Origin of the sequence: Variovorax sp. Varisp36 (assembly GCF_047304235.1) — a bacterium.
Classification (GTDB): Bacteria; Pseudomonadota; Gammaproteobacteria; order Burkholderiales; family Burkholderiaceae_C; genus Variovorax.
Genome location: NZ_JBGLYU010000044.1, coordinates 21,893 through 45,515 on the forward strand (window position 1 = coordinate 21,893; position 23,623 = coordinate 45,515).

The 23,623-nt window shown below is 67.6% G+C and carries 22 protein-coding genes; 5 read left to right on the forward strand and 17 right to left on the reverse strand.

Annotated elements, in window-relative coordinates:
* Nucleotides 1–2 precede the first annotated feature (2 nt).
* From ACCD11_RS22200 to ACCD11_RS22230, 7 genes are all read right to left on the reverse strand, one after another.
* Entirely contained in the window at nt 3–1,115 is a 1,113-nt protein-coding gene (locus tag ACCD11_RS22200; RefSeq protein ID WP_413315502.1) for an acyltransferase family protein, read from the reverse strand.
* A 59-nt stretch (nt 1,116–1,174) separates the two neighbouring features.
* Complete coding sequence (locus ACCD11_RS22205) at nt 1,175–2,137, reverse strand: NAD(P)H-dependent flavin oxidoreductase (protein ID WP_413315486.1); 963 nt, start codon at nt 2,135–2,137, stop codon at nt 1,175–1,177.
* An 80-nt stretch (nt 2,138–2,217) separates the two neighbouring features.
* Nucleotides 2,218–4,008 (reverse strand): acyl-CoA dehydrogenase, encoded by a 1,791-nt coding sequence (locus ACCD11_RS22210; protein WP_413315487.1) that lies wholly within the window; start codon nt 4,006–4,008, stop codon nt 2,218–2,220.
* A gap of 74 nt (nt 4,009–4,082) precedes the next feature.
* Complete coding sequence (locus tag ACCD11_RS22215) at nt 4,083–5,015, reverse strand: electron transfer flavoprotein subunit alpha/FixB family protein (protein ID WP_413315488.1); 933 nt, start codon at nt 5,013–5,015, stop codon at nt 4,083–4,085.
* A gap of 2 nt (nt 5,016–5,017) precedes the next feature.
* The gene (locus ACCD11_RS22220; protein ID WP_413315489.1) at nt 5,018–5,767 is read right to left on the reverse strand and encodes an electron transfer flavoprotein subunit beta/FixA family protein; all 750 of its coding nucleotides are present in this window, start codon (nt 5,765–5,767) and stop codon (nt 5,018–5,020) included.
* Between the two features lie 134 nt (nt 5,768–5,901).
* Nucleotides 5,902–7,182, reverse strand: a complete 1,281-nt coding sequence (locus ACCD11_RS22225; protein WP_007831644.1) for a mechanosensitive ion channel family protein — start codon at nt 7,180–7,182, stop codon at nt 5,902–5,904.
* Between the two features lie 39 nt (nt 7,183–7,221).
* A complete protein-coding gene (locus ACCD11_RS22230) occupies nt 7,222–8,175 on the reverse strand; it encodes a histone deacetylase family protein (protein ID WP_007831641.1) in 954 nt (317 codons plus the stop codon).
* Between the two features lie 80 nt (nt 8,176–8,255).
* Between ACCD11_RS22230 and ACCD11_RS22235 the strand changes: the two genes are divergently transcribed.
* From ACCD11_RS22235 to ACCD11_RS22255, 5 genes are all read left to right on the forward strand, one after another.
* The gene (locus ACCD11_RS22235) at nt 8,256–9,176 is read left to right on the forward strand and encodes an AAA family ATPase (protein ID WP_007831639.1); all 921 of its coding nucleotides are present in this window, start codon (nt 8,256–8,258) and stop codon (nt 9,174–9,176) included.
* 130 nt (nt 9,177–9,306) lie between these two features.
* The gene (locus ACCD11_RS22240) at nt 9,307–10,278 is read left to right on the forward strand and encodes a DUF58 domain-containing protein (protein ID WP_007831637.1); all 972 of its coding nucleotides are present in this window, start codon (nt 9,307–9,309) and stop codon (nt 10,276–10,278) included.
* A gap of 13 nt (nt 10,279–10,291) precedes the next feature.
* Nucleotides 10,292–12,313, forward strand: a complete 2,022-nt coding sequence (locus ACCD11_RS22245) for a transglutaminaseTgpA domain-containing protein (RefSeq protein ID WP_413315490.1) — start codon at nt 10,292–10,294, stop codon at nt 12,311–12,313.
* Between the two features lie 53 nt (nt 12,314–12,366).
* Nucleotides 12,367–13,467, forward strand: a complete 1,101-nt coding sequence (mltB, locus tag ACCD11_RS22250) for a lytic murein transglycosylase B (RefSeq protein WP_007831633.1) — start codon at nt 12,367–12,369, stop codon at nt 13,465–13,467.
* A 4-nt stretch (nt 13,468–13,471) separates the two neighbouring features.
* Complete coding sequence (locus ACCD11_RS22255; RefSeq protein ID WP_413315491.1) at nt 13,472–14,092, forward strand: N-methyl-D-aspartate receptor NMDAR2C subunit; 621 nt, start codon at nt 13,472–13,474, stop codon at nt 14,090–14,092.
* Nucleotides 14,093–14,101: 9 nt separating this feature from the next.
* Here the strand turns inward: ACCD11_RS22255 and ACCD11_RS22260 are convergent, their stop codons facing one another.
* The 10 genes from ACCD11_RS22260 to ACCD11_RS22305 all read right to left on the reverse strand — a co-directional run bounded on the left by ACCD11_RS22260 (nt 14,102) and on the right by ACCD11_RS22305 (nt 23,529).
* Nucleotides 14,102–14,590: a hypothetical protein gene (locus ACCD11_RS22260; RefSeq protein ID WP_007831623.1), complete on the reverse strand. Its 489-nt coding sequence runs from the start codon at nt 14,588–14,590 to the stop codon at nt 14,102–14,104.
* Complete coding sequence (locus ACCD11_RS22265; protein ID WP_413315492.1) at nt 14,587–15,657, reverse strand: beta-ketoacyl synthase N-terminal-like domain-containing protein; 1,071 nt, start codon at nt 15,655–15,657, stop codon at nt 14,587–14,589. Before ACCD11_RS22265 ends, ACCD11_RS22260 begins: the two co-directional genes overlap by 4 nt.
* Nucleotides 15,654–15,929, reverse strand: a complete 276-nt coding sequence (locus ACCD11_RS22270) for an acyl carrier protein (protein WP_007831618.1) — start codon at nt 15,927–15,929, stop codon at nt 15,654–15,656. Before ACCD11_RS22270 ends, ACCD11_RS22265 begins: the two co-directional genes overlap by 4 nt.
* Entirely contained in the window at nt 15,926–17,083 is a 1,158-nt protein-coding gene (locus ACCD11_RS22275; RefSeq protein ID WP_413315493.1) for an ABC transporter permease, read from the reverse strand. Before ACCD11_RS22275 ends, ACCD11_RS22270 begins: the two co-directional genes overlap by 4 nt.
* An 8-nt stretch (nt 17,084–17,091) precedes the next feature.
* Nucleotides 17,092–18,000, reverse strand: coding sequence for an ABC transporter ATP-binding protein (locus ACCD11_RS22280; protein ID WP_413315494.1), 909 nt, complete (start codon nt 17,998–18,000; stop codon nt 17,092–17,094).
* Nucleotides 18,001–18,093: 93 nt separating this feature from the next.
* Nucleotides 18,094–19,074: a BtrH N-terminal domain-containing protein gene (locus tag ACCD11_RS22285; RefSeq protein WP_413315496.1), complete on the reverse strand. Its 981-nt coding sequence runs from the start codon at nt 19,072–19,074 to the stop codon at nt 18,094–18,096.
* Nucleotides 19,071–19,466, reverse strand: coding sequence for a hypothetical protein (locus ACCD11_RS22290; RefSeq protein ID WP_007831610.1), 396 nt, complete (start codon nt 19,464–19,466; stop codon nt 19,071–19,073). Before ACCD11_RS22290 ends, ACCD11_RS22285 begins: the two co-directional genes overlap by 4 nt.
* A 2-nt stretch (nt 19,467–19,468) precedes the next feature.
* Complete coding sequence (locus ACCD11_RS22295; RefSeq protein ID WP_413315497.1) at nt 19,469–20,602, reverse strand: beta-ketoacyl-ACP synthase III; 1,134 nt, start codon at nt 20,600–20,602, stop codon at nt 19,469–19,471.
* A complete protein-coding gene (locus ACCD11_RS22300; RefSeq protein WP_413315498.1) occupies nt 20,592–21,596 on the reverse strand; it encodes a dialkylrecorsinol condensing enzyme in 1,005 nt (334 codons plus the stop codon). The genes ACCD11_RS22295 and ACCD11_RS22300 overlap by 11 nt, the downstream gene beginning before the upstream one ends.
* A gap of 199 nt (nt 21,597–21,795) precedes the next feature.
* Nucleotides 21,796–23,529, reverse strand: coding sequence for an ABC transporter substrate-binding protein (locus ACCD11_RS22305; RefSeq protein ID WP_007831607.1), 1,734 nt, complete (start codon nt 23,527–23,529; stop codon nt 21,796–21,798).
* Nucleotides 23,530–23,623 lie beyond the last annotated feature (94 nt).

Here is a 23,623-nt window from a genome sequence, read left to right on the forward strand (position 1 = left end):
CTTTAATGAGAAACGACTATTCCGCTGACCAGCAGCGCGGCAAACAGCGCGAAGACCGCGCGCCACGAGGCAGGGCGCGCTTCCACCCAGCGATACAGCAGCGCCGCCGCGGCCACCGACAGGCCGAAGGTCGCCACGAGGCCGACCGCATCGAACCACGCGCCGTGCGGCCCGGAATTAGCGACCGCCGCATTCGTGGCGAGCAGCACCGGGAAGTGGATCAGGAACAGCGAGTAAGACATGCGCCCCAGCCGCAGCAACGGCATGGCCACGGCAGGCCAACGGGGCGGCGACAGCCAGTTCCGGCGCTGCGCGACGGCCAGCAGCAGCGCCGTGACCAGCGCGGTCGCGATGCGGCTGCGCCAGTCGAGGGCAAGCGCGCCTGCTCCCACCAGCGCCATCAGCGCGACGGCGCTCTGCCAGGTGCTGGCGCGCGTGGCGCGGCCGATCCAGAACACCAGCATGCCCAGGCCGTAGGTTCCGAAGAAATAGAAGGCGGTGTCGTCCAGCCCCGCGTTGCGGTTGAAGAGCACGAGCGAAGCCACGGCCAGGCCGACCACCAGCGCCACGGGCATCCAGCGCATCTGCGCGCCCGGCGGCGGCGAACCGCTCGAGCGCTGCAGCAGCGTGGGCAGGCCCACCAGCGCCAGCGCCAATGCAAACAGCTGGAAGTCGATGGCCACGTACCAGACACCCGTCGACAGCGACTCGAAGCCCAGCAGGTCCTGCAGCAGCAATCCATGCGCGACCAACTGCCCGAAGGTCGGCGCCGCGGGCACCACCTCCTCGTCGAGCCATGGCCGCACCACCGCCGCGACCAGCACGCACACCGTGAGCGCAGCAAGGTATGGCATGACCAGCCGCCCATAGCGCTGCAGGATGCGCGTCACCGGCCGCTCCACGCGCAGCAGGCCGTCAGGCGCAAGGCTGGCGGCCGCCAGGAAGCCGGCGATCACAAGGAACACCTGCACCGCCAGCCGGCCCTCGTCGGCCAGCCAGGCGAAGAAATCGGGCGCGAGCGCATACGCGCCGGCCGGCATCGGGCCGTAGCGCGAAAGATGGTGTCCGACGATCACCGCACAGGCGATGCCCTTTGCCGCATCGAGCAGCGGCATGCGCCCCACGGATGACGACGGCGCGCCGGCAGCAGGCGCCGCGCCGTTCGCGGCTGAAGTCAAAGCGCGAGCCGTTGCCTTGCTTCCTGGTATTCGCGCTTGAGCTTTTCGATGAAGGCCGCGGCGCTCGCCACTTCGGTCACGGCGCCGATGCCCTGGCCCGAGCCCCAGATGTCCTTCCAGGCCTTGGCCTTGCTGCCTTCGCCGCCGCCGAAGTTCATGGTCTTCACGTCGCCCTCGGGCAGGTTGGCCGGGTCCATGCCGGCCTTGACGATGCTGGGCGCGAGGTAGTTGCCGTGCACGCCGGTGAAGAGGCTCGAATAGACGATGTCGTCCGAGGTGCCATCGACGATGGCCTGCTTGTAGTCTTCGCTGGCGCGCGCTTCCTCGGTCGCGATGAAGGCGGTGCCGATGTAGGCGAAGTCGGCGCCCATGGCCTGCGCGGCGAGCACCGCACCGCCGTTGGCGATGGAGCCCGACAGCGCGATCGGGCCGTCGAACCACTGGCGGATTTCCTGCACCAGCGCGAACGGGCTCTTCACGCCCGCGTGGCCGCCTGCACCCGCCGCCACGGCGATGATGCCGTCGGCGCCCTTTTCGATCGCCTTCTGCGCGAACTTGTTGTTGATGATGTCGTGCAGCGTCACGCCGCCGTAGCTATGCACCGCGTCGTTCACGTCGGTGCGCGCGCCCAGCGAGGTGATGACGATCGGCACCTTGTACTTCACGACCATTTCCATGTCGTGCTCGAGGCGGTCATTGCTCTTGTGCACGATCTGGTTGATGGCGAACGGCGCGGCCGGCTTGTCCGGATTGGCCTTGTTGTAGGCCGCGAGTTCCTCGGTGATCTCCGCGAGCCAGTCTTCCAGCTGCGCCGCGGGACGCGCGTTGAGCGCGGGCATCGAGCCGACCACGCCGGCCTTGCATTGCGCAATCACGAGCTTGGGGTTGCTGATGATGAACAGCGGCGAGCCGATGATCGGCAGCGGCAGGTTCGCGAGGACGGGGGGTAGCTTGGACATGTTGTCTCCGTAAATGGATGTCGGTTTTATAAGAGAGAGGAGCCCCTGCCGCCCGTCAGGTGGGCGACACGGGGCGAGGCTCAAAAAGCGTCGAGCGCGAGCGCCGTGACGCTCTCGGCGCCGTCGACGATGCTGTCGCGCATGCCCGGCACCTTGTTGAGGATGTGCTCGGCATAGAAGCGCGCGGTGGCGATCTTCGCCAGCATGAAGTCGGTATCGAAGCTGCGCGAGGCAAGGTCCTGCGCAATGATCAGCGAGCGCGCCAGCTGCCAGCCGGCCACGAGATTGCCCGCGAGCATCAGGTAGGGCACGCTGCCTGCAAACACGGCGTTGGGTGAAGCTTTGGTCTGGCCCGCGACGAAGTCGACCACCTCGAGGAACGCCAGGCGCGCGGCCTTCAGGCGCTTGAGCACGGCTGCCGCGGCGGGGCTGTCGCTTTTGGCGAGTTCGGCTTCGGTCTTCTCGATCTGCGCGGCGATGGCCTTGGCGGTCTGGCCGCCGTCGCGCGCGGTCTTGCGGCCCACGAGGTCGTTGGCCTGGATCGCGGTGGTGCCTTCGTAGATCGTGAGGATCTTCGCGTCCCGGTAGTACTGCGCCGCGCCCGTCTCCTCGATGAAGCCCATGCCGCCGTGCACCTGCACGCCCAGCGAAGCCACTTCGAGGCTCATCTCGGTGCTGTAGCCCTTCACGAGCGGCACCATGAATTCGTAGAAGGCCTGGTTCTGCTTGCGCGCATCGGCGTCGGGATGATGATGCGCTGCATCGTAGGCGGCGGCGGCCACGCTGGCCATCGCGCGGCAGCCTTCGGTGTAGGCGCGCATCGTCATCAGCATGCGCTTCACATCCGGATGGTGAATGATCGGCGCACTGGCGTTGATGGAACCGTCGACCGGGCGGCTCTGCACGCGGTCCTTGGCGTAGGCCACGGCGTGCTGGTAAGCGCGCTCGGCAATCGCGATGCCCTGCATGCCCACGGCGTAGCGGGCCGAGTTCATCATGATGAACATGTACTCGAGGCCGCGGTTCTCCTGGCCCACGAGGTAGCCGACGGCACCGCCATGGTCGCCGTACTGGAGCACGGCGGTGGGCGAGGCCTTGATGCCCATCTTGTGCTCGATGCTCACGCAGTGCACGTCGTTGCGCTCGCTTAAGCGACCGTCCTTGTTCACGAGGAACTTGGGCACGACGAACAGGCTGATGCCCTTCACGCCCTCGGGCGCGCCGCTGACGCGCGCCAGCACCAGGTGCACGATGTTCTCGGCCATGTCGTGCTCACCGTAGGTGATGAATATCTTGGTGCCGAACACCTTGTAGGTGCCGTCGGGCTGCGGCTCGGCGCGGCTGCGCACCATGGCCAGGTCGCTGCCGGCCTGCGGCTCGGTGAGGTTCATCGTGCCGGTCCACTGGCCGCTCACGAGCTTTTCGAGGTACACCGCCTTCAGTTCGTCGGAGCCGGCCGTGAGCAGCGCCTCGATGGCGCCGTCGCTCAGCAGCGGGCACAGCGCGAAGCTCATGTTGGCCGAGTTGAGCATCTCGCCGCAGGCCGCGCCGATGGTCTTGGGCAGGCCCTGGCCGCCGAAGTCCGACGGATGCTGCAGGCCCTGCCAACCGCCCGACACGTACTGCGCGAAGGCCTCCTTGAAGCCCGGCGTGGTCGTGACCTCGCCGTCCTTGAACGACGAGGGATTGCGGTCGCCCGCCACGTTCAGGGGCGCGACCACATCCTGGTTGAAGCGCGCGCATTCCTCCAGCACGGCCTGCGCGGTTTCGACGCCGGCGTCTTCGAAGCCCGGCAGCTTCGCGATCTCGCCGATGTTGGCCAGGTGCTCGATGTCGAACAGCATGTCCTTGAGGGGGGCGGTGTAGCTCATGTCTTGTCTCCAGATACAGCGGATACGAAAAGGGCATCGCGAACGATGCCCTCTGGCTCATTGCGCCGGTGCGGTCAGAGCGCCTTCACCAGTTCCGGCACCGCCGTGAACAGGTCGGCCACGAGCCCGTAGTCGGCCACCGAGAAGATCGGCGCTTCCTCGTCCTTGTTGATCGCCACGATCACCTTGGAATCCTTCATGCCGGCCAGATGCTGGATCGCACCCGAGATGCCGCAGGCGATGTACAGCTGCGGCGCCACGATCTTGCCCGTCTGGCCCACCTGCCAGTCGTTCGGCGCGTAGCCCGCATCGACGGCCGCGCGGCTGGCGCCCAGGCCCGCATTGAGCTTGTCGGCCAGCGGCGCCATCACCTCGGTGAACTTCTCGGCGCTGCCCAGCGCCCGGCCGCCCGAGACGATGATCTTGGCGGCCGTCAGCTCGGGGCGTTCGCTCTTCGTGACTTCCCGGCCCACGAAGCTGCTCTTGCCGCTGTCGGCCACGCCTTCGGCCGTTTCGACCGCTGCGCTGCCACCGGTCGCAGCTGCGGCGTCGAAGCCGGTCGTGCGCACCGTGATCACCTTGATCGGGTCTGCGCTCTGCACGGTGGCGATCGCGTTGCCCGCGTAGATCGGACGCTCGAAGGTGTCGGGGCTGTCGACCTTGGTGATGTCGCTGATCTGCGCCACGTCGAGCTTGGCGGCCACGCGCGGCGCGACGTTCTTGCCGTTGGCGGTCGAGGGGAACAGGATGTGGCTGTAGTTGGATGCGATCGCCAGCACCTGGGCGGCGACGTTCTCGGCCAGGTTCTCGGCCAGGCTAGCGCTGTCGGCCACGATGACCTTGGCCACGCCGGCGATCTGCGCGGCGGCCTTGCCGGCTTCGGCAGCATTGGCTCCGGCCACCAGCACGTGGACATCGCCACCGCAGGCCAGCGCTGCGGTCACGGTGTTGAGGGTCGCGGGCTTGACGCTCGCGTGGTCGTGTTCGGCAATAACAAGTGCGGTCATGTTCAGATCACCTTCGCTTCGTTCTTCAGTTTGTCCACCAGCGTTGCAACGTCAGGCACCTTGATGCCGGCACCGCGCTTGGGCGGCTCGCTGACCTTGAGGGTCTTCAGGCGCGGCTTGACATCCACGCCCAGGTCCTCGGGCTTGAAGACGTCGAGCTGCTTCTTCTTGGCCTTCATGATGTTGGGCAGGGTCACGTAGCGCGGCTCGTTCAGGCGCAGGTCGGTGGTGATGACCGCGGGCAGCGTGAGAGCAACAGTCTCCAGGCCGCCGTCGACTTCGCGGGTCACGGTGGCCTTGCCATCGGCGACTTCGACCTTGGAGGCGAAGGTGGCTTGGGGAAGATCAGCCAGGGCTGCCAGCATCTGGCCCGTTTGATTGGCGTCGTCGTCGATGGCCTGCTTGCCCAGGATGATGAGCTGGGGCTGTTCCTTGTCGACCAGCGCCTTGAGCAGTTTGGCCACGGCCAGGGGCTGCAGTTCTTCGGTGGTCTCGACCAGGATGCCGCGGTCGGCGCCGATGGCCATGGCGGTGCGCAGGGTTTCCTGGCACTTGGCGTCACCGCAGGAGACGGCGATGACCTCGGTGACCACGCCCTTTTCCTTCAGGCGAACCGCTTCTTCCACCGCGATCTCGTCGAAGGGGTTCATGCTCATCTTGACGTTGGCAATGTCCACCCCGGTGCCGTCGCTCTTCACGCGCACCTTGACGTTGTAATCGACGACCCGTTTGACAGGTACGAGAACCTTCATTGACTTGACTCCATTGGATTGCAAAAGGGGGCTTCGAGGGCAACCGGTCATTCTAGGACGCGACCTTTGTCGCCTCTCCATTCTTCTCGTCGGCACGGGGACCAAGAAAAAAGAACGATCGTGCTTTTCCGCGATTATAAAACAGCGTCGGGCGCCTGGACGACTCCTGGCGGTAAAGACTCCACACGCAGCACGCGCTGCGGATAGGGAATGTCGATGCGCGCACCGCGCAGCCCGTCGAGGATTGCGATGTTGATGGCCGAGCGCAGGTTGTCCTTGCCCTTATCGGGGTCGGCGACCCAGAAGTTCAGCGTGAACTCCAGGCCGTCGGGCGCGAAGTTCATGAGGAAAGCCACCGGCTCCGGGTCGGACATCACGCGCGGCTGGGCCTTGGCGGCCTCGCACAAGATGGACTGCACCTGCGCCACGTCGCTCTCGTAGCCGACCACGATGGTGGTCGTGATGTTGAACTTGCGGTCGGCCAGCGACAGGTTTTCCACCCGGCTGGTGATCAGCGATTCGTTCGGCACGATGGCCTCGCGCCCATTGCCCGCGCGGATCAGGGTATAGCGGGTCTTGATGTCGGTGATGCGGCCCTCGAAGGTATCGACCTTCACGTTGTCGCCGATGCGGATCGAGCGCTCGAGCAGGATCACGAACCCGCTCACGTAGTTGGCCGCCAGCTTCTGCAGGCCGAAACCTAGGCCCACGCCGAGCGCGCCGCCGAGCACGGACAGCGCCGTCAGGTCCACCCCCACCGCCGACAGTGCGAACAGCAGGCCGACCAGCAGCAGGAAGGCACGCACCGCATTCGACGCCACCTTGCGCATCGACAGGTCGGTCACGGCCTCGCGCAGGATGCGCTTCTCGATAGTGCTCGCGATCCACAGCGAGATCACCAGTACCAGCCCCGCCGACAGCACGCCCTGGAAGATGGTCTGCAGGCTCACACGCGTCTTGCCGAAGGCCAGCGTGATGTCATCGAGCTCGGCCAGCACCGGCGGCAGCAGCCCGACGATCCAGAGCACCGCCGCGATCCACGCCAGCCAGGAGATCGTGCGCTCGATCAGCCGCACGAGGTTGGACGCGGGAAACACCGCCCGCAGCACCCGCGCGAACAGCCTGATAACCACCAGCGACAGGAACACCGGCACCGCGATGCGCAGCACCAGCACGGTCTGGAAATCGAGCACCACGCGCCGGGCGAGATCGGTGAACACCAGCGCCAGCAACGGGAACAGCAACCCGTCGAAGGTGCTCTCGCCGAACCAGATCGAATCCTTGGGCTGGTCGCGGCCGAACCACTTGCAAACGGCCCAGGCCAGCGCCACGCAGACCACCAGCGCGACAAGCTCGATGCCGAGGCCGCGCGCATCGACCTGGCTCAGACGTTGAGTGAAATCGTTGAAATTCATCTATTGAAAGGTAGCGGAGCGCCGTCCGCGCCGGCTGCGTTAGAGATCCGCGAGAACGCGGATGTGGGCTTCCACGCTGCGCGCGAGCGCATCGAGGTTGTAGCCGCCTTCGAGCATCGAGACGATACGGCCCTTCGCATGGCGCCTCGCAACATCGTGTATGCGGCCCGTGATCCACGCAAAGTCGTTTTCGTTGAGGCCCAGCTGGCCCAGGTCGTCCTCGCGATGGGCGTCGAAGCCGGCGCTGATGAAGACCATCTGCGGCTTGAACTCCTCCAGCCGCGGCATCCAGGCCGCTTCGATCATCTCCCGCACGTCCATGCCCCTTGTGTAGGCCGGGATCGGCAGGTTCAGCATGTTCGGCGCCGGATGCTCGGTGCCGCTGTACGGGTAGAACGGATGCTGGAAGAACCCGACCATCAGCACGCGCGGATCGTTCGAGAGGATGTTCTCGGTGCCGTTGCCGTGGTGCACGTCGAAATCGACGATGGCTACGCGCTCGATGCCGTGCACCTCGATGGCGTGGCGCGCCGCGATGGCGACGTTGTTGAAGAAGCAGAAGCCCATTGCCTGCTCCCGGCATGCATGGTGGCCGGGCGGGCGCACCGAGCAGAAGGCGTTTTCCAGGTCGCCGGCAATCACCGCGTCGGTCGCAGCGATCGCAGCGCCGGCGGCGCGGCGCGCGGCCAGCAGGGTGAAGCGGTTGAGCACCGTGTCGGGGTCGACCTGCGCGTGGTCGGGGCCGCCGGCGGGTTCGTCGGCCACCAGGCGCTGGTTCAGCGCCTCGAGGTACTCGACGTGCGCGGTGCTGTGCGCCCGGGTGATCTGTTCCAGGGTGGCCAGCGGCACCTCGCAGTGCTCCAGCGCATCGCCCACGCCGGTGAGCAGCAGGCGGTCTTCGATGGCATCCAGCCGACCCGGGCACTCGGGGTGCCCCTCGCCCATGTCGTGCTTCCAGAAGTCGCGGTGTGTGAAGTAGCCTGTCTTGCCCATGTGTCTCTGTCGCCACGCCTAGACCTCATTCGGCATGGGGCCGGCAGGTCTTACGGTATCGTTTGCATATGGATACAAATATGGACGTTGCTGCGAAGCTAGCCACTTTGCTGAGTCAGCTTAACACGGTGATCGTGGGCAAAGAGGCCCAGGTGCGCGACTGCGTGGCCTGCCTGCTGGCAGGTGGGCACCTGCTGATCGAGGATGTGCCGGGGGTGGGCAAGACCACCCTCGCCCACGCGCTGTCGCATACCTTCGGGATGCAGTTCTCGCGGGTGCAGTTCACGGCCGACCTGATGCCTGGCGACCTGTCGGGCGTGGCGATCTACGACCGGGGCCAGCAGGCCTTCGTGTTCCACCCCGGGCCGATCTTTGCGCAGGTGCTGCTGGCCGACGAGATCAACCGTGCCAGCCCCAAGACCCAGAGCGCGCTGCTCGAGGCGATGGAGGAAAAGCAGGTCACCGTCGAAGGCGAAACCCGCCCGCTGCCCACGCCCTTCTTCGTGATCGCCACCCAGAACCCGCAGGACCAGCTCGGCACCTTCGCGCTGCCCGAGTCGCAGCTCGACCGCTTCCTGATGCGCATCTCGCTCGGCTACCCCGACCGCGCCGCCGAGCGGCTGCTGCTCGCGGGCGGCGACCGCCGCGAAATGCTGGCCTCCCTGCCCGCCATGCTGACCGCCGGCGAACTCACGGCCCTGCAGCAGCGCGTGCAGCAGGTGCATGCGGCCGAGCCGCTGCTCAACTACCTGCAGGACCTGATCGCGGCCACGCGCTCGGGCCGCTGGTTCCTGCAGGGCCTGTCGCCGCGCGCCGGCATCGCGGTGCTGCGTGCGGCCAAGGCGCAGGCGCTGCTGGCCAACCGGAGCTACGTCGCACCCGACGACGTGCAGGCCGTGCTGCCGCAAACGATCGCGCACCGCCTCACGCCCGTGGGCGACGCAGGGCGCGGTGCCGTGGAGCAGGTGCGCGCCATGATCGCCGCCGTGCCACTGCCGTAGTCATGAAACACCCCCAGGCTTTGCGCACTTCGTGTCGTTTCTCCTTCCCCCTTGCAGGGGGCAACACCGGCGGCCCGGCGAAGCCGGTTCCGCGGTGTTTCGCGCTTTTCGGCCCCAGGGACCACCACCGATGATCGCCTCTTTGCGCTCGCGCATCGATGGCTGGTTCCTGTCGCGCCGTCCGCCGTCGGACACGCTGGAGCTCACGCAGCGCAATGTCTACATCGTGCCCACGCGCGCCGGATGGACGCTGGGCGCGACGCTGCTGGTGCTGCTGGTCGCCTCGATCAACTACCAGCTCAACCTCGGCTACCTGCTGACCTTCCTGCTGGCCGGCAGCGTGGCCGTGGGCATGCACGTGTGCCACGGCACGCTGCGCGGGCTGGCGATGCACCTGGTGCCGCCCGATGCCCACTACGCGGGCGCCGCCGCCGTCTTCCGGGTGGTGCTGCACAACACCCGGCGCCGCGTGCGCTACGGCATCGGCATGGCCGTGCGCGGCAGCGGGCAATGGGCCTGGACCGACGTGCCGGCCGAGGGAACGTCCACCGTCGAGATCGCCTTCCAGCCCGAGCGGCGCGGCCTGCACCCGGTGCCGCCGCTCACGGCCGAGACGCGATTCCCGCTCGGCACGTTCCGCGTGTGGACAGTCTGGCGGCCGGCCGCGCAGATGCTGGTCTACCCCACGCCCGAGGCGCATCCGCCGCCGCTGCCGCCGGGCGAGCCGCTGTCGGGGCCGGCGGCGATGTCCGCCTCGCTGCGGGCGCACAACGCCGGCGAGTACGACGGCGTGCGCGCTTACCGCCGCGGCGATCCGCTGAAGCTCGTGGTCTGGAAGAAGGCAGCGCGCGCACAGGCAGCCGGATCGGAAGAGCTGGTGAGCCGCGACACGCAGCAGACCCAGCGCGAAGAACTCTGGCTCGACGCGCGGAGCACCGGCCTTGCCGATGCCGAAGCCCGCCTCTCGCGCCTGTGCGCGTGGGTGCTGATGGCCGACCGGCTGGGCGTGGACTACGGCATCCGGGTAGAGGGCCGGGTCGTGAAGCCGTCGCAAGGCGAAGCCCACCGGCGCGCCTGCCTCGAGGCCTTGGCGCTGTGTTGAACGGAACCGCCGCATGAACCGAGTCATACGGGAACTCGCCGCACTCCCCCGGGACGCGCGGGATACCCTTTTCCTGCTCTGCGTGATCGGCCTGATCCTGCTGCCGCAGATCGAGAACCTGCCCTGGTGGTGCACGGCCATCACGGCCATGGTGCTGCTCTGGCGCGCCACATTGTCCGTACAGGGGCGCTCCCTGCCCAGCAAGTGGTGGCGCATCGCCCTGCTGGCGCTGATCCTCGGCGCCACCTACGCCACGCACCGCACGCTGCTGGGCCGCGACGCGGGCGTGACGCTGATCGTCAGCCTGCTCGCACTCAAGACGCTGGAACTGCGCGCGCGGCGCGATGCGTTCGTGGTCTTCTTCCTGGGCTTCTTCGCGATGCTCACGAACTTTTTCTATTCGCAGTCGCTGCTGACCGCGTTCACCATGCTGCTGGCGCTGCTGGGCCTTTTGACCGCGCTGGTCAACGCGCACATGCCGGTGGGTCGGCCGCCGCTGATGCAGGCCGCACGCATGGCGGGCTGGATGGCGCTGGCGGGCGCGCCGATCATGCTCGCGCTGTTCCTGCTGTTCCCACGCCTCGCGCCGCTGTGGGGCACACCCAGCGACGCCATGCTGGGGCGCAGCGGCCTGTCGAACACCATGCGCGTCGGCACCATCGCCGAACTGGCGCTCGACGACCGCATCGCCGCGCGCATCAAGTTCGACGGTGGCCGGGCGCCGCCGCAAAGCCAGCTCTATTTCCGCGGACCGGTGCTGGCGCAGTTCGACGGCCGTGAATGGACCGCGCTGCCGTCATGGGCGCGCGGCGCGCAATGGGCCCCCAACCTGCGCGTGAGCGGCGAACCCGTGCGCTACGAGGTCACGCTCGAAGCCAGCAACCGCCCCTGGCTGCTGGCCCTCGACGCGGCGCAGCGCCCCCCCGAGGCACCCGGCTTCGAAGTCACCGGCACGCCCGACCTGCAATGGATCGCGAACCGCCCCGTCACCGACCTGGTGCGCTACCGCGCCGAAAGCTACACGCAGTTCCAGAGCGGCCCATTGAAGCGCACGGGCGGCCAGCTCCAGGCCTACCTGGCGCTGCCGCCCGGCACCAACCCGCGCACCGCCGCCCTCGCCGCCGAGATGCGCGCCGACCCCGCGCTGGCCAACGCCAACGCGCAGGCCTTCGTGCAGGCCGCCCTGCGGCGCCTGCGCACCGGCGGCTACAGCTACACGCTGGAGCCGGGCGTCTATGGCAACGACACGGCCGACGAGTTCTGGTTCGACCGCAAGGAGGGCTTCTGCGAGCACATCGCCTCGGCCTTCGTGGTGCTGATGCGCAACCTGAACATCCCGGCGCGCATCGTGACGGGCTACCAGGGCGGGGAACTCAACGGCGTAGACAACTACTGGATCGTGCGCCAGAGCGATGCCCATGCCTGGGCCGAGATCTGGCAGGAAGGCACCGGCTGGACCCGCGTGGATCCCACGGGCTCGGTGTCTCCGGGGCGCATCGGCCAGACACAGCGGCTCCAGTCGCAGCCGGGCCTGATCGCGGGCGCCTTCGGCTCGATGAGCCCCACCCTCGTGCAGAACATCCGCGCCGCATGGGAAGCCGTCAACAACGGCTGGAACCAGTGGGTGCTCAACTACACCCAGAGCCGCCAGCTCAACCTGCTGAAGAACATCGGCTTCAAGGCGCCGAGCCTCGAAGACCTGGCCTACGTGCTGCTCTACCTGCTGGTGGGCGCGAGCCTGGCTGGCGCCGGCTGGACGCTGTGGGAGCGCAGCCGGCACGACCCATGGCTGCGCCTGCTAGGCCGGGCGCGCGCGCGGCTCGCCAAGGCCGGCCTGCAGCTGCCCGACAGCGCCCCGCCGCGCCAGATGGCACAGGCGGCCGACGCACGCTTCGGCCCCGCCGCGCAGGCCGTGCGCGACTGGCTGCTCAAGCTCGAGGCACAGCGTTACGCGCCGGCCACGCCCGACTCGCTCTCCACCCTGCGCGCCGAGTTCCGGCGCATCGCCTGGCCGACCCACAACCCACGCGGCTGAAACCACATGTGTCCCTGAAGAGGGGCCATGTGGGCGGACGGCACAATCGGCCCATGCGATTTTTCCTCTCCACGCCTTCGCGCGCCGCCGCGGCAGCCGCCCTCCTTGCCGCCTGCTGCGCATGGTCCACGGGGGCTGTAGCCCAGAAGTCTTCCAACGGCCGCAGCGCAGCGGCCAGCCCGGTGCGCGGCAGCACGCCCTACGCCACGCGCGACGACGCGATGAAGTTCGCCGACGAAGTGGCCGAGCGCCGCGGCCTCGATCGCGACTGGGTGCGCGCCACCATCGGCAGCGCGCGCTTCCTGCCCAACGTGCCGCGGCTCATGCTGCCGGGCCCGGTCGGCACGGTGAAGAACTGGCAGACCTACCGCAGCCGCTTCATCGACCCGGTGCGCATCGCGGCCGGCGTGCGCTTCTGGCGCGCCAATGCCGACACGCTCGCGCGCGCCGAGCAGGTGTACGGCGTGCCGCCGGAAATCATTGTCGGCATCGTCGGCGTGGAGACCATCTACGGCCGCAACATGGGCAACTTTCGCGTGATCGATGCACTGGCCACGCTCTCGTTCGACTTTCCCGAAGGCCATCCACGCGCGGCCGAGCGCCAGGCCTTCTTCCGCGGAGAGCTCGAAAGCTTCCTGAGCACCGAGAGCCGCACCGCCGACGATCCGCTCACGCCCGTCGGCAGCTATGCCGGCGCGATGGGCATGCCGCAGTTCATGCCCAGCAGCATCGCCAAGTACGCGGTCGACTTCGACGGCGACAGCCGCATCGATCTCGTGAACAACCCGGCCGACGTGATCGGCTCGGTCGCCAACTACTTCAAGGCCTTCGGCTGGAAGGCCGGCATGCCGGCGATCTATCCGATGCATTTCGAGGAAGCGCGGCTGCAGAAGGCGCTGCTGCTGGCGCCCGACATCCTGCCGACCTTCAGCACCGACAGCTTCGTGGCCGCCGGCGCGGTGCCCGAAGGCGACGGCATCAACCACAAGGGCCTGCTCGCATTGATCGAGCTGCAGAACGGCGCCGATGCGCCACCAACCTACGTGGCCGGCACGCGCAACTTCTACGTGATCACGCGCTACAACTGGAGCAGCTACTACGCCATGTCCGTGCTCGACCTTGGGCAAGAGGTCAAGGCGGCGATGGAGCAATAGCACCATGACACCCGAGGCGCTGCGCGCGAACTGGAACGAGGCCTGGCATGCGCTGGGCATCGACTCGCCGGGTGAGGTGCTGTGCGAAGAGCTGCAGCGCCGCTACGGCGAACCGCAGCGCCACTACCACACGGTGCAGCACCTGGGCGAATGCCTCGCGTGGTTCGAGCGCGAGAAGACGTTGGCCGAACGCGCCGGTGAAGTGGCGCTCGCGCTGTGGTTCCACGACGCCATCTACGACGTACACGCCCACGACAACGAGGCACGCAGCGCCGATTGGGCGCGCGAGGCCCTGCTCGAAGCCGGTGCGGACAGAGCAGCCGCCGAGCGCGTCCATGCGCTCGTGATGGCCACGCGCCACGACGCCGTACCCGAAGGCCGCGATGCCGAGCTGCTGATCGACATCGACCTGTCGATCCTCGGCGCGGAACGTGGGCGTTTCGACGAATACGAGCGGCAGGTGCATGCCGAATACGCCTTCGTTCCGGACGAGGTGCGGCTGCCGCGGCGCCGAGCGATTCTTCAGCGCTTTCTCGACCGCCAGGCCATCTATGCGACACCGCGGATGCACGCGCAGCTCGAAGCGCAGGCCCGCCTCAACCTGCAGCGTTCCATCGCGGGCTGACCGGCCTCGTCAGGCGGGCACCAGGCGCCACCATTCGGTGCGCGGCGGCTCGCCATGGCGCTCTTCTTCCACGATGCCGAACAACAGGCCGTCGCGCGCCGCGCCCAGCTTCGCCAGCTGCAGCGTGCGCGCCGCATCGCGGCACAGCGCAAAACTGGCGTCGCCCCACCATTCGAGACAGCGGCCGACTTCGGCCAGCATCAGCGCGGGCTGGCTCTGCATGAAGGTGAAGGGCATCGGCAGGCCTGCATCGAGCTGGGTCAGGCCGGCATGCGTGGCGCCCCATGCGCCGCGTTGGCTGGCGACACGGATGCGCGCGCCGGCCGGCAATGCGGCCTCGCCCGCCGCGTCGAGGCAGCAGCGTGCGCCGTACATCGCCAGCTCGGTCCACAGGCCGACACGGCGCGGCCGGCGGCCGATGCGGCGGGCGAGGTCATCGCGCCAGTCGACCGGCGGCGGATGCGCGATGAAATGGGCGGTGGTGTGCCAGGTGCTCATGGGCCTGCGTCCTTCAACACGAGCGAAGTATGTCCACCGCCGAAGCCCACCACGTTGAGCAGGATGTTGCGCAGCTTCTGCGGCGCCTCCTTGCTCAGCGCAATGCCGAGCGATGCATCGAGCGGATAGTCCACCGACGGCCAGACGCCACCCTCGATGCAGCCGACCAGCAAGGCCAGTTCCGCCGCCCCCGCCGCGCCCAGCGTGTGGCCGATCGCCGACTTGAGCGACACCAGCGGCGGCAGCGGATCGAACACCTGCTTCAGCGCTTCCACCTCGATGGCGTCGTTGACGGGACTGCCCGCCGCCTGCACCTTGATCAGGTCGATGTCGCCGGGCTGCAGGCCGCTCTGCGCCAGCGCGCCGCGGCACATCGCATGCACGGCCGTGGCTTCGGTGCCCGATGGGTTGCGCCCGTCGACCACGTTGGCACCGCCCGCGACCTGCCAGCGCGCAGGACGCGATGTCAGTCGCAGTGCGGCGACCGCTTCGCCGAGCACCAGCCCCTTGCGCTGTGCGCCGAAGGGCTGCGCGCGGTCGGGCGCCAGCAACTGCATCGCGCCGAAGCCGGCGACCGTGAAGCGGTTGTCGAGTTCGATGCCGATCACCAGTGCCTGGTCGGCGTCTTCGCTGCGAATCAGCTCGGCGGCCGCCAGCACCGCGTTCAGCGCCGACGTGCAGGCGGTCGAAACGGTGAACACCGGCCCCTGCCAATCCAGCGCGCGGGCCACGACGCCGGCAAAGTCCTGCAGGTCGCCGCCGAGCCGCAGGTCCTGCTTCTCGTGCTCCATGAAGCCGATGTCGAGCGACGACGAGGCCACGAACAGCGGTACCGTGCGCGCGCCCCAGTCGCCGGTCTGCGCAGCCACGTTGCACACGGTGCGGCACAGGCGCTGCGTCCAGTCGCCTTCGCTCGGCGCCAGCGCGTACACCGGCCAGTGGATTCCCTCTGCCACGGCCACCGGTGTCGGCAGCACGCCGCCGCGCTGCAGCGACGCCAGCACGGATGGAACGTCGTCGCCGAGCACACAGGCCAGGCCCGTGCCGCCCAGGTAGACATCGCTCATGCCTTGCCCGCCAGCGCGAGGTGTTCCGCCAGATGAGCGATGGAAGTCATCGCCCGGCGTGTTTCCTTGCTGTCGGGCATGCGCACGCCGAAGCGCTGCTGGATCGTCATCGACACCTGGAGCGCGTCGAGCGAGTCGAGGTCGAGCCGGGCCTCGGGGCCGAACAATGGCTCGTCGTCGCCGAGGCCGCCCGGGGGCGCGTCCTTCTCGACGGCTTCGAGCACCATGGCCTTGAGGCTGGCAATGAATTCAGGGGTGACGGTGGTGCTCACGATGCGCGCCTGCGAAACAGAAAAACAGCCAGAAGAAACATCAGCGCCGCGAACACGGCCAGCCGGCCGATCTGCGGCAGCGCATCGGCCACGCCGCCGCCACGCAGCAGCACGGTCAGCAGCGCTTCGAGCCCCCAGTTCATCGGGGAAATCTCGACCAGCCGCTGCATGAAGCCCGGCATGACGAACTTGGGCACCATGATGCCGCCCGCCGCCGCCATCAGCACATTGACCATCGGCCCGATGGTGGCCGCCTGCGCGTGGCTGCGCACCAGGCAGGCCAGCGCGAGCGACAGGCTCACCGCCGCGAGGCTCACGGCCGCGAGCGACAACAGCAGCGCGCCCCAATGGATGCCCGCGAGCGACAGCGCGTCGCCGCCGATCAGCGGCATGAACCAGATGCCGGCCGCGAGCATCAGCACGGCCTGCAGCGCGTTCACGCCCAGGTACGGCAGCGCCTTCGACATCAGCAGCATGCTGCGCGACACGCCCAGGCCCTGCAGCCGTCCGAGCGCGCCCGAGCTGCGCTCCTGCACGAACAGGCTGGACAGCGAGGCCACCACGAAGAACATGCCGAACACCAGCCAAGCCGGCACGTTCTGCTGCACCGAGGTCGGCCGCGGGCCGGCGGTGGAGAAGCGCTCGGCGCGCACCATCGCCTCGATGGACGCCTCGGGCGCGGGGCTGGCCGTGCCGGGCACCGCCAGCGCAAGGCGCGCCTTGAGCTCGCCCGAGGCACCGATGAGTTCGGCGCGCAGCGCGTTGAACAGGTTGGCGTCGATGCCGGGTTCGGTCAACAGATGGATGTACGCCCTGGTCGACAGCGCGGCCGACTCCAGCTCTTGCGACAGGCCCGGCTCCATCACGATCACGTACTTGAGCGAGCCGTTGCGCAGCCGCGCCTGCCAGTCATTGCCAAGCGGCTGCGGCGCGCCATGGTTGCGCTGCCAGAGCTGCTTGAGCCACTGCGCGGGCGTGGCCATGTCGCGCATGTCGATGGCGTAGTTCAGCTCGGCCAGCGGCGGGCGGTAGATATCCTTCAGCGTGAGCGACATCAGCACGATGAAGACCATCGGCATCAGGAACAGCGCGGCAAGGCCGTGCATGTCGCGCACGAGGGCGAGCAGTTCTTTCTTGATGAGCGCGAGGAGCATGGGGTTCTTCAGTCGCGCAACGAGCGGTGGGTGAGCGCCATGAACAGCTGCTCCAGGTCATGGCGGCCGAATTCGGCGTGGCGCACCTCGATGCCCGCGGCTTCCAGAGCAGCCAGCACCGGCGCCGGGCCGCTCCCTGCGTTCAGGTGAATGCGCCAGTGCGCGCCGCCCTGCTCCACCGTGCCGAAGCGCGAGAGCATGCCGGCGTCGAGCCCGTCGGCGGCCAGCGTGAGCAGCATCGCGCTCTTCGACAGCAGCCCGTCGAGCGAGCCTTCGCGCAGCACGTGTCCACGGTCGAGGATGGCGACGCGATCTGCAATGGCCTCGATCTCCTCCATGTAGTGCGAGGCGTAGATCACCGCCGCGCCCTGCTGCGCGAGGCTCCGGATCGCGTCGAGGATGAACGCGCGCGATTGCGGATCGACGCCCACGGTGGGCTCGTCGAACAGCATCAGCTCGGGCTCGGGCAGCAAGGCAATCGCAAGGTTGAGCCGGCGCTTGAGGCCGCCCGAGAGCCGCTCGGCGCGCACGCCCGCGAACTGCTCCAGCTGCGCGAATTGCGTACAGGCCTCGATGCGCTCCTTCTTGCGCGGGCCCGACAGCCTTCCCGCAGCGGCGAACACCGCCAGGTTCTCGGCCACGGTGAGCATCGGATAGAACGCCTGCTCCTGAGGTGCCACCGCGATGCGCGTCGGGGCCTTCGCACGCACCTGCTGCAGCGGCTGGCCGTCGATGAGGATCTCGCCCGACTGCACGGCCAACGCGCCCGACAAGTGCGAGATCAGCGTGGTCTTGCCCGCGCCGTTGGGGCCCAGCAGGCCCAGCACGCAGCCCCGTGGCACGGTGAGCGACACGTCCACCAGCGCGGGGGCGTCGGCGTTTGGATACCGGTGACCGAGGGTCTTCAACTCGAGCATGGGTCTGGCCTCGAGTTGCCGGGTGACGGGGGCGTGTCGGCGTGATCGCGCCCCGAACAACGAACAACAAGGAGAAAAGAACAACGCCCCATCTCAGGCCACGGCAGCCTTCAGGTCGCGAAAGAAGTTTTCTTCCTGCAGCGCCTGCTCGTGCAGCTTGGCAGCCAGCGCGGCGGGGTCGACCGCCTCTCGCCCCTTCACCATGCGCGCCGCCTTGAGCGCGAACGCACGCCAGCCGTCGCCGATGGCGATCAGCCGCTCGGACATCTGCTGCAGTTGCGGCTTGTCGAGCAGCTGTGCCGCCTCTTGCAGGAAACCCGCATAGATGAAGCGGAAACCCGCCCCGCCCGTGCCGATTTCTTCCTGCATGCGCACCACGTGGCCGATGAAGTCGACGCTGCGCGGATCGGTCGGCGACAGCTTCTGCATGCGCTTGGCCAGCGTCCGCATGCCGCGCACGCCGACGATGGGAATGGGCGCCAGCATGTTGCGCACCGTCTTGCGGATGGCCTTGACCACGGAGGCCGCATCGACCGTCTTGCGATCGATGGCCTGCGGGTAATACATGAGCCCCTTCGGCGCCAGCACGCCCTTGGCGAAGCGAGCGCGTGCCAGGTCGCCGCTCGGGCAGCGCACGGGCTCCTCGAACACCGGGTCGCTGATCAGGTAGTCGTCGCCGTCCTTCCCGTACACCAGCAGGTTGTGCGCATTGAAGTGGAAGCGCATGTTCGGCGGAAAGTACGGCAGCCAGTAGACCGAGGTCTGCAGGCCCACCAGCTGGCCATCGGCCAGCAAAGCATCGAGCCGCTGCTGTCCGGCCTCGGCGCTGCGAAAGGTCTCGAAGCGGAAGCGGGCGGCCATCGGCGCCAGCAGGCCCTTGATGATGGCCTTGGGCGGCATGCGGTACGAAATGAGCGGCAGGCCCGACAGCTTGATGAACGGCAGGTACGCGAACGAGATCGCGGACGACAGGCCGAGCGCCATGCTCTCGCTCATCGGTGCGCCGTGGTGGCGCATCAGGCTGGAGATGACGCCGCTTTCGCAATGCGCCGCCTGTTGGTGTTGGAAGTTCACGGCAGGCCCTGCAAGGTGGAGACGGAAAGCCCCAGCGCTTCGCCGTAGCGCGCGAGCTGGGCCGGCGACAGCGCCGCGAAATGGCGCGGCTGCAGGTGGCGCCGTACGCGCCATTGCCAGAAGCCGCTGGTCTGCGAGAGCAGCGCCACGTCCATGCGGCGCTCGTACATCCAGTATTCGAGCGGCGAGGCCTGCCCCGCCTTCACGCGCTCCTTCGCGGCCTGCGCCTGTTCGACGAGCACGTCGACCGCATGGCTGGTGACGATCTCCTCCGCCTCCCAGCCGCGCGAAGTGGTGGTGACGACGCGGCCCTGCGCGTCGCGGGCGTACATCAGCTTGGAATGGCCGTCGAGGGTCGCATTGCCCTCCTGCGGTACTGCATCGAGATCCATGGCTACACAGCCTCCATGTAGATGAAGCCGCTGGAGAAGCGGCCGCTCTCCGGCACGAACATCAGCAGCTTCTGGCCACGCTGGATGCGGCCCGAGCGGAACAGCTCGTCGAGCATGATGTAAGGCGACGCCGAACCCGTGTTGCCCTTGCTCGCAAGATTGCTGAACCAGCGCTCGCGCGGAATCGGCAGGCCCAGCGATTCGAGGCACTGGCTCACCGGCTCGACGAAGTACTGCGACGACAGGTGCGGCAAAAACCAGTCGATGTCCGCCGACTTCAGCCCGCGCCGCTCGATGATGGCCGCCAGCGGCTCGCCCAGCGTGGCGCGCACGATGTTCTCGTTGAGCAGGCGCACGTCCTGCTTCACGGCGAAGGTCGACTCGCTCTGCCATTCGGCGGGCGTCTTGCGCCCCCAGCCGTCGAGGCCGCCTTCGGCATTCTTCTCGGCGCCGGCGTACATGCACACCGGCAGCTCATGCGCAGCCGACGACAGGTCGATCCAATCGACACGCAGCGACAGCGGCCCGCGCGGCTCGCGCTCCAGCAGCACCGCGCCGGCGCCGTCGGACAGCATCCAGCGCAGGAAGTCCTTCTCGAAGGCCAGTTCGGGCCGCGCCTCCAGCGCCTCGAGCTTGTGCTCCAGCTCGGCCTCGAAGCGCGAGCCGCGCATGACGGCCGAGGCCAGCTCCGAACCCGTGGCCACCGCACGCTGCGCATCGCCCGCGCGCACCGAGAGCCACGCATGCTTCAGCGCGGTGGCGCCGGCCAGGCAGATGCCCGCGCAGGCCACCACTTCGAGCCGGGGCCAGCCGAGTTCGCCATGCACCATCACCGCGTGGTTGGGCATGAGCTGGTCGGGCAGCGAGGTGCCGGTGACGAGGCAGTCGACCGGGCCGATATCGCCGAGCGCGCGGATGGCCGAGGCGGTGAGCTGCGCGTTGGTCATGGCCAGCTCGCCGGTGGCGCGGTCGATGGCGTAGTGGCGCGACTGGATGCCGTTGCTGCGAAGAATCAGCCGCCGCGCGCGAGAAGCCTTGCCGCCGATGCGGCCGAGGACGTCTTCGATGTCTTCATTGCTGACGGGGGAAAACGGCAGAAAGGCGGCGGTGCGGGTCAGGAAGACATCAGTTGTCATAGAGAGCAGTGCGATCCGTGGCCGAGCCCGACGGGCACTCGAATTGAGCCGTCATTTTAGTCAGCCACCCTCTGAACAAGGGCCGCAGGAGCGCCTGCAGCGTCAGGCTCACCGGCACCACCGTGACGATCAGCGCGATCAGGAACAGCACGTACAACAGCAGCAGCGGCTTGCGCTGCCACGCACCCGGACTGCCGGCCGCCATGATCAGCTTGCCCCACAGGTAGAAGCTGCGGGTGCCGGCCTTCTCGCTGATGAGCAATTTCGCGTCGGCCCGCACGGCGCCCAGGCCGGCCAGCAAAGGCTGCGTCCCACGCTCCTGGCCGCTGTGCAACGCATCGCGCAGGGCACGCCCGAAGCGGGCGGTGCCGCGGATCTGCCTGGTGCTGAGCCCGGCATCGGGCATGCCCCAGAAGCCGCGCTTGCGGCCCCAGATCAGCCAGGCCGGCGTGGTGAAGAAGGTGGCGAGCGTGGGGCCGGGGTCGGTGAGCACCACGTTGTCGATCAGGCGCGCGCCCACGTCATCGAGCATGCCCTTGAGCTTCTCATGGGCCAGCAGCCACATGTTGCGGCACGCGATGACCGTGACCACAGGTTTGCCCTTGAGCAGCCGCGCCGCCACCGGGTGCTTCAGAAAAGCCGCAACGGGCTGCGAAGGTGCCAGGAACCACACCTGGTAGGGCAGCACGATCAGGTCGAAGTCTTCCTCGCCCGTGAGCGACAGTGGCGCGAGCGGCTGCGGCTTCATGTGGGCCGACTCGGGGAAGGCATCGAAGAAAGTCAGGAAGGGCCAGGGAAAGGGATACGGCTTCTGCGGCCGCAGTGTTTCTTCGTGCACCTGGATCGACGGGTCGGCGCGCAGCGGGGCGGCGATCTGCTCGGCGACCTCGTCGAGCTGGCCGGACTGCGAATAGCGCAGGACCAGGACGCGCTTGACGCTTCGAAGGGCGGCTGCTGGGTCCGTGCGTGGGGGGCTGGAAAGGCTGGAGGTCACTGGCGGTGGCGTTTCGGGGGCCGTCGAATGTACGCGAAGCCCGTGCCGAACGCATCTGCCATTGGTCATGCGTCGCGACAATCAGACGGCCGGATCGGTCATATGGCCGCAATGCGGGAAAAGAACAAAAAGGGCCGCACCTCGCGGCACGGCCCTTGTCACGGCGATCTTTTCAGAACGCGGACGCTGTGTGCAAGGCTCAGCGCACCTTGCCTTCCTTCCAGGCGGTCAGCAGCTTGTTGTAGTCGATGGTCTCGCCCTTCGGCTTTTCGTTGGCCAGCTTCTTCCACGGGGCGTGGTCGTCGCTCAGGTACTTGGCCGGATCACCCTTGGGGTTCAGCTTGGGTGCGCAATGGGCCATGCCGGCGCGCTCGAGGCGGGCCATCACGTTGTCCATCTCGTCGGCCAGGTTGTCCATTGCCTTCTGCGGGGTCTTCTCGCCCGTGACGGCCTCCGCCACGTTCTTCCACCAGAGCTGCGCGAGCTTCGGATAGTCGGGTACGTTGGTGCCGGTCGGCGTCCATGCCACGCGTGCCGGGCTGCGGTAGAACTCGATCAGGCCGCCGTACTTGTTGGCGTTCTGCGTGAAGTAGTCTGCACGGATGTCGCTGTCGCGGATGAATGTCAGCCCGGTGATCGACTTCTTCAGCGAGGTGGTCTTGGCGGTGATGAACTGCGCGTAGAGCCATGCTGCCGCCGTCTTGTTGGCGTCATGGCCCTTGAAGAAGGTCCACGAGCCCACGTCCTGGTAGCCGTTCTGCATGCCCTGCTTCCAGTACGGACCGTTCGGGCCGGGGGCCATGCGCCACTTGGGGGAGCCGTCGTCGTTCACGACCGGCAGGCCCTTCTTGGTCATGTCGGCGGTGAAGGCCGTGTACCAGAAGATCTGCTGCGCGATCTGGCCCTGGGCCGGCACTGGACCGGATTCGCCGAAGGTCATGCCCATGGCCTCCTTGGGCGCGTACTTCTTCATCCAGTCGATGTACTTGGTGAGCGCGTACACGGCGGCTGGCGAGTTGGTGGCACCGCCGCGCGACACCGAGGCACCGGTAGGCGTGCACTTGTCGTCGGCCACGCGGATGCCCCATTCGTCGATCGGCATGCCGTTGGGAATTCCCTTGTCGGCGGAGCCGGCCATCGACAGCCACGCATCGGTGAAGCGCCAGCCGAGCGACGGGTCTTTCTTGCCGTAGTCCATGTGGCCGTAGATTGGCTTGCCGTCGATGGTCTTCACGTCGACGCTGAAGAACTCGGCGATGTCTTCATAGGCGCTCCAGTTCAGCGGCACGCCCAGGTCGTAGCCGTACTTGGCCTTGAACTTGTCCTGCAGGTCCTTGCGCGCGAACAGGTCGGCGCGGAACCAGTACAGGTTGGCGAACTGCTGGTCGGGCAACTGGTACAGCTGGCCGTCGGGTGCGGTGGTGAAGCTGGTACCGATGAAGTCCTTCAGGTCGAGGCCGGGGTTGGTGAACTCCTTGCCGGCGCCCTTCATGTAGTCGGTCAGCGACATGATCTTGCCGTAGCGATAGTGCGTGCCGATCAGGTCGGAGTCGGAAATCCAGCCGTCATAGATCGACTTGCCCGACTGCATCGAGGTCTGCAGCTTCTCGACCACGTCGCCTTCCTGGATCAGGTCGTGCTTGACCTTGATGCCGGTGATTTCCTCGAAGGCCTTGGCCAGTGTCTTCGATTCGTATTCGTGGGTGGTCAGGGTTTCGGAGACGACGGACACCTCCTTCACGCCCTTGGCCTGCAGCTTCTTGGCCGCATCGATGAACCATTTCATTTCCTCCATCTGCTTGTCCTTGGACAAGGTCGATGGCTGGAACTCGCTGTCGATCCATTTCTTGGCTTCGGCCTCGCCAGCCGTCGCCGCACCATGCGCGGCGAACATCGCCGCTGCCAGTGCCAATGCCGTGTAGCGCATCTTCATGAAGTTGTCTCCTCGGTTGTTGCTTCCCCGGTGTTGTGTTCGATCACGGCTCCGGGGAGGCGGAGAGCCGGAACGCGTCTGAGAAGACGAAAGG

What these genes read in the sequence shown, in the direction of transcription:
- ACCD11_RS22200 (WP_413315502.1), bottom strand. Translation starts at nt 1,115, where the DNA reads ATGCCGCTGCTCGATGCGGCAAAGGGCATCGCCTGTGCGGTGATCGTC.
- ACCD11_RS22205 (WP_413315486.1), bottom strand. Translation starts at nt 2,137, where the DNA reads ATGTCCAAGCTACCCCCCGTCCTCGCGAACCTGCCGCTGCCGATCATC.
- ACCD11_RS22210 (WP_413315487.1), bottom strand. Translation starts at nt 4,008, where the DNA reads ATGAGCTACACCGCCCCCCTCAAGGACATGCTGTTCGACATCGAGCAC.
- ACCD11_RS22215 (WP_413315488.1), bottom strand. Translation starts at nt 5,015, where the DNA reads ATGACCGCACTTGTTATTGCCGAACACGACCACGCGAGCGTCAAGCCC.
- ACCD11_RS22220 (WP_413315489.1), bottom strand. Translation starts at nt 5,767, where the DNA reads ATGAAGGTTCTCGTACCTGTCAAACGGGTCGTCGATTACAACGTCAAG.
- ACCD11_RS22225 (WP_007831644.1), bottom strand. Translation starts at nt 7,182, where the DNA reads ATGAATTTCAACGATTTCACTCAACGTCTGAGCCAGGTCGATGCGCGC.
- ACCD11_RS22230 (WP_007831641.1), bottom strand. Translation starts at nt 8,175, where the DNA reads ATGGGCAAGACAGGCTACTTCACACACCGCGACTTCTGGAAGCACGAC.
- ACCD11_RS22235 (WP_007831639.1), top strand. Translation starts at nt 8,256, where the DNA reads ATGGACGTTGCTGCGAAGCTAGCCACTTTGCTGAGTCAGCTTAACACG.
- ACCD11_RS22240 (WP_007831637.1), top strand. Translation starts at nt 9,307, where the DNA reads ATGATCGCCTCTTTGCGCTCGCGCATCGATGGCTGGTTCCTGTCGCGC.
- ACCD11_RS22245 (WP_413315490.1), top strand. Translation starts at nt 10,292, where the DNA reads ATGAACCGAGTCATACGGGAACTCGCCGCACTCCCCCGGGACGCGCGG.
- mltB (WP_007831633.1), top strand. Translation starts at nt 12,367, where the DNA reads ATGCGATTTTTCCTCTCCACGCCTTCGCGCGCCGCCGCGGCAGCCGCC.
- ACCD11_RS22255 (WP_413315491.1), top strand. Translation starts at nt 13,472, where the DNA reads ATGACACCCGAGGCGCTGCGCGCGAACTGGAACGAGGCCTGGCATGCG.
- ACCD11_RS22260 (WP_007831623.1), bottom strand. Translation starts at nt 14,590, where the DNA reads ATGAGCACCTGGCACACCACCGCCCATTTCATCGCGCATCCGCCGCCG.
- ACCD11_RS22265 (WP_413315492.1), bottom strand. Translation starts at nt 15,657, where the DNA reads ATGAGCGATGTCTACCTGGGCGGCACGGGCCTGGCCTGTGTGCTCGGC.
- ACCD11_RS22275 (WP_413315493.1), bottom strand. Translation starts at nt 17,083, where the DNA reads ATGCTCCTCGCGCTCATCAAGAAAGAACTGCTCGCCCTCGTGCGCGAC.
- ACCD11_RS22280 (WP_413315494.1), bottom strand. Translation starts at nt 18,000, where the DNA reads ATGCTCGAGTTGAAGACCCTCGGTCACCGGTATCCAAACGCCGACGCC.
- ACCD11_RS22290 (WP_007831610.1), bottom strand. Translation starts at nt 19,466, where the DNA reads ATGGATCTCGATGCAGTACCGCAGGAGGGCAATGCGACCCTCGACGGC.
- ACCD11_RS22295 (WP_413315497.1), bottom strand. Translation starts at nt 20,602, where the DNA reads ATGACAACTGATGTCTTCCTGACCCGCACCGCCGCCTTTCTGCCGTTT.
- ACCD11_RS22305 (WP_007831607.1), bottom strand. Translation starts at nt 23,529, where the DNA reads ATGAAGATGCGCTACACGGCATTGGCACTGGCAGCGGCGATGTTCGCC.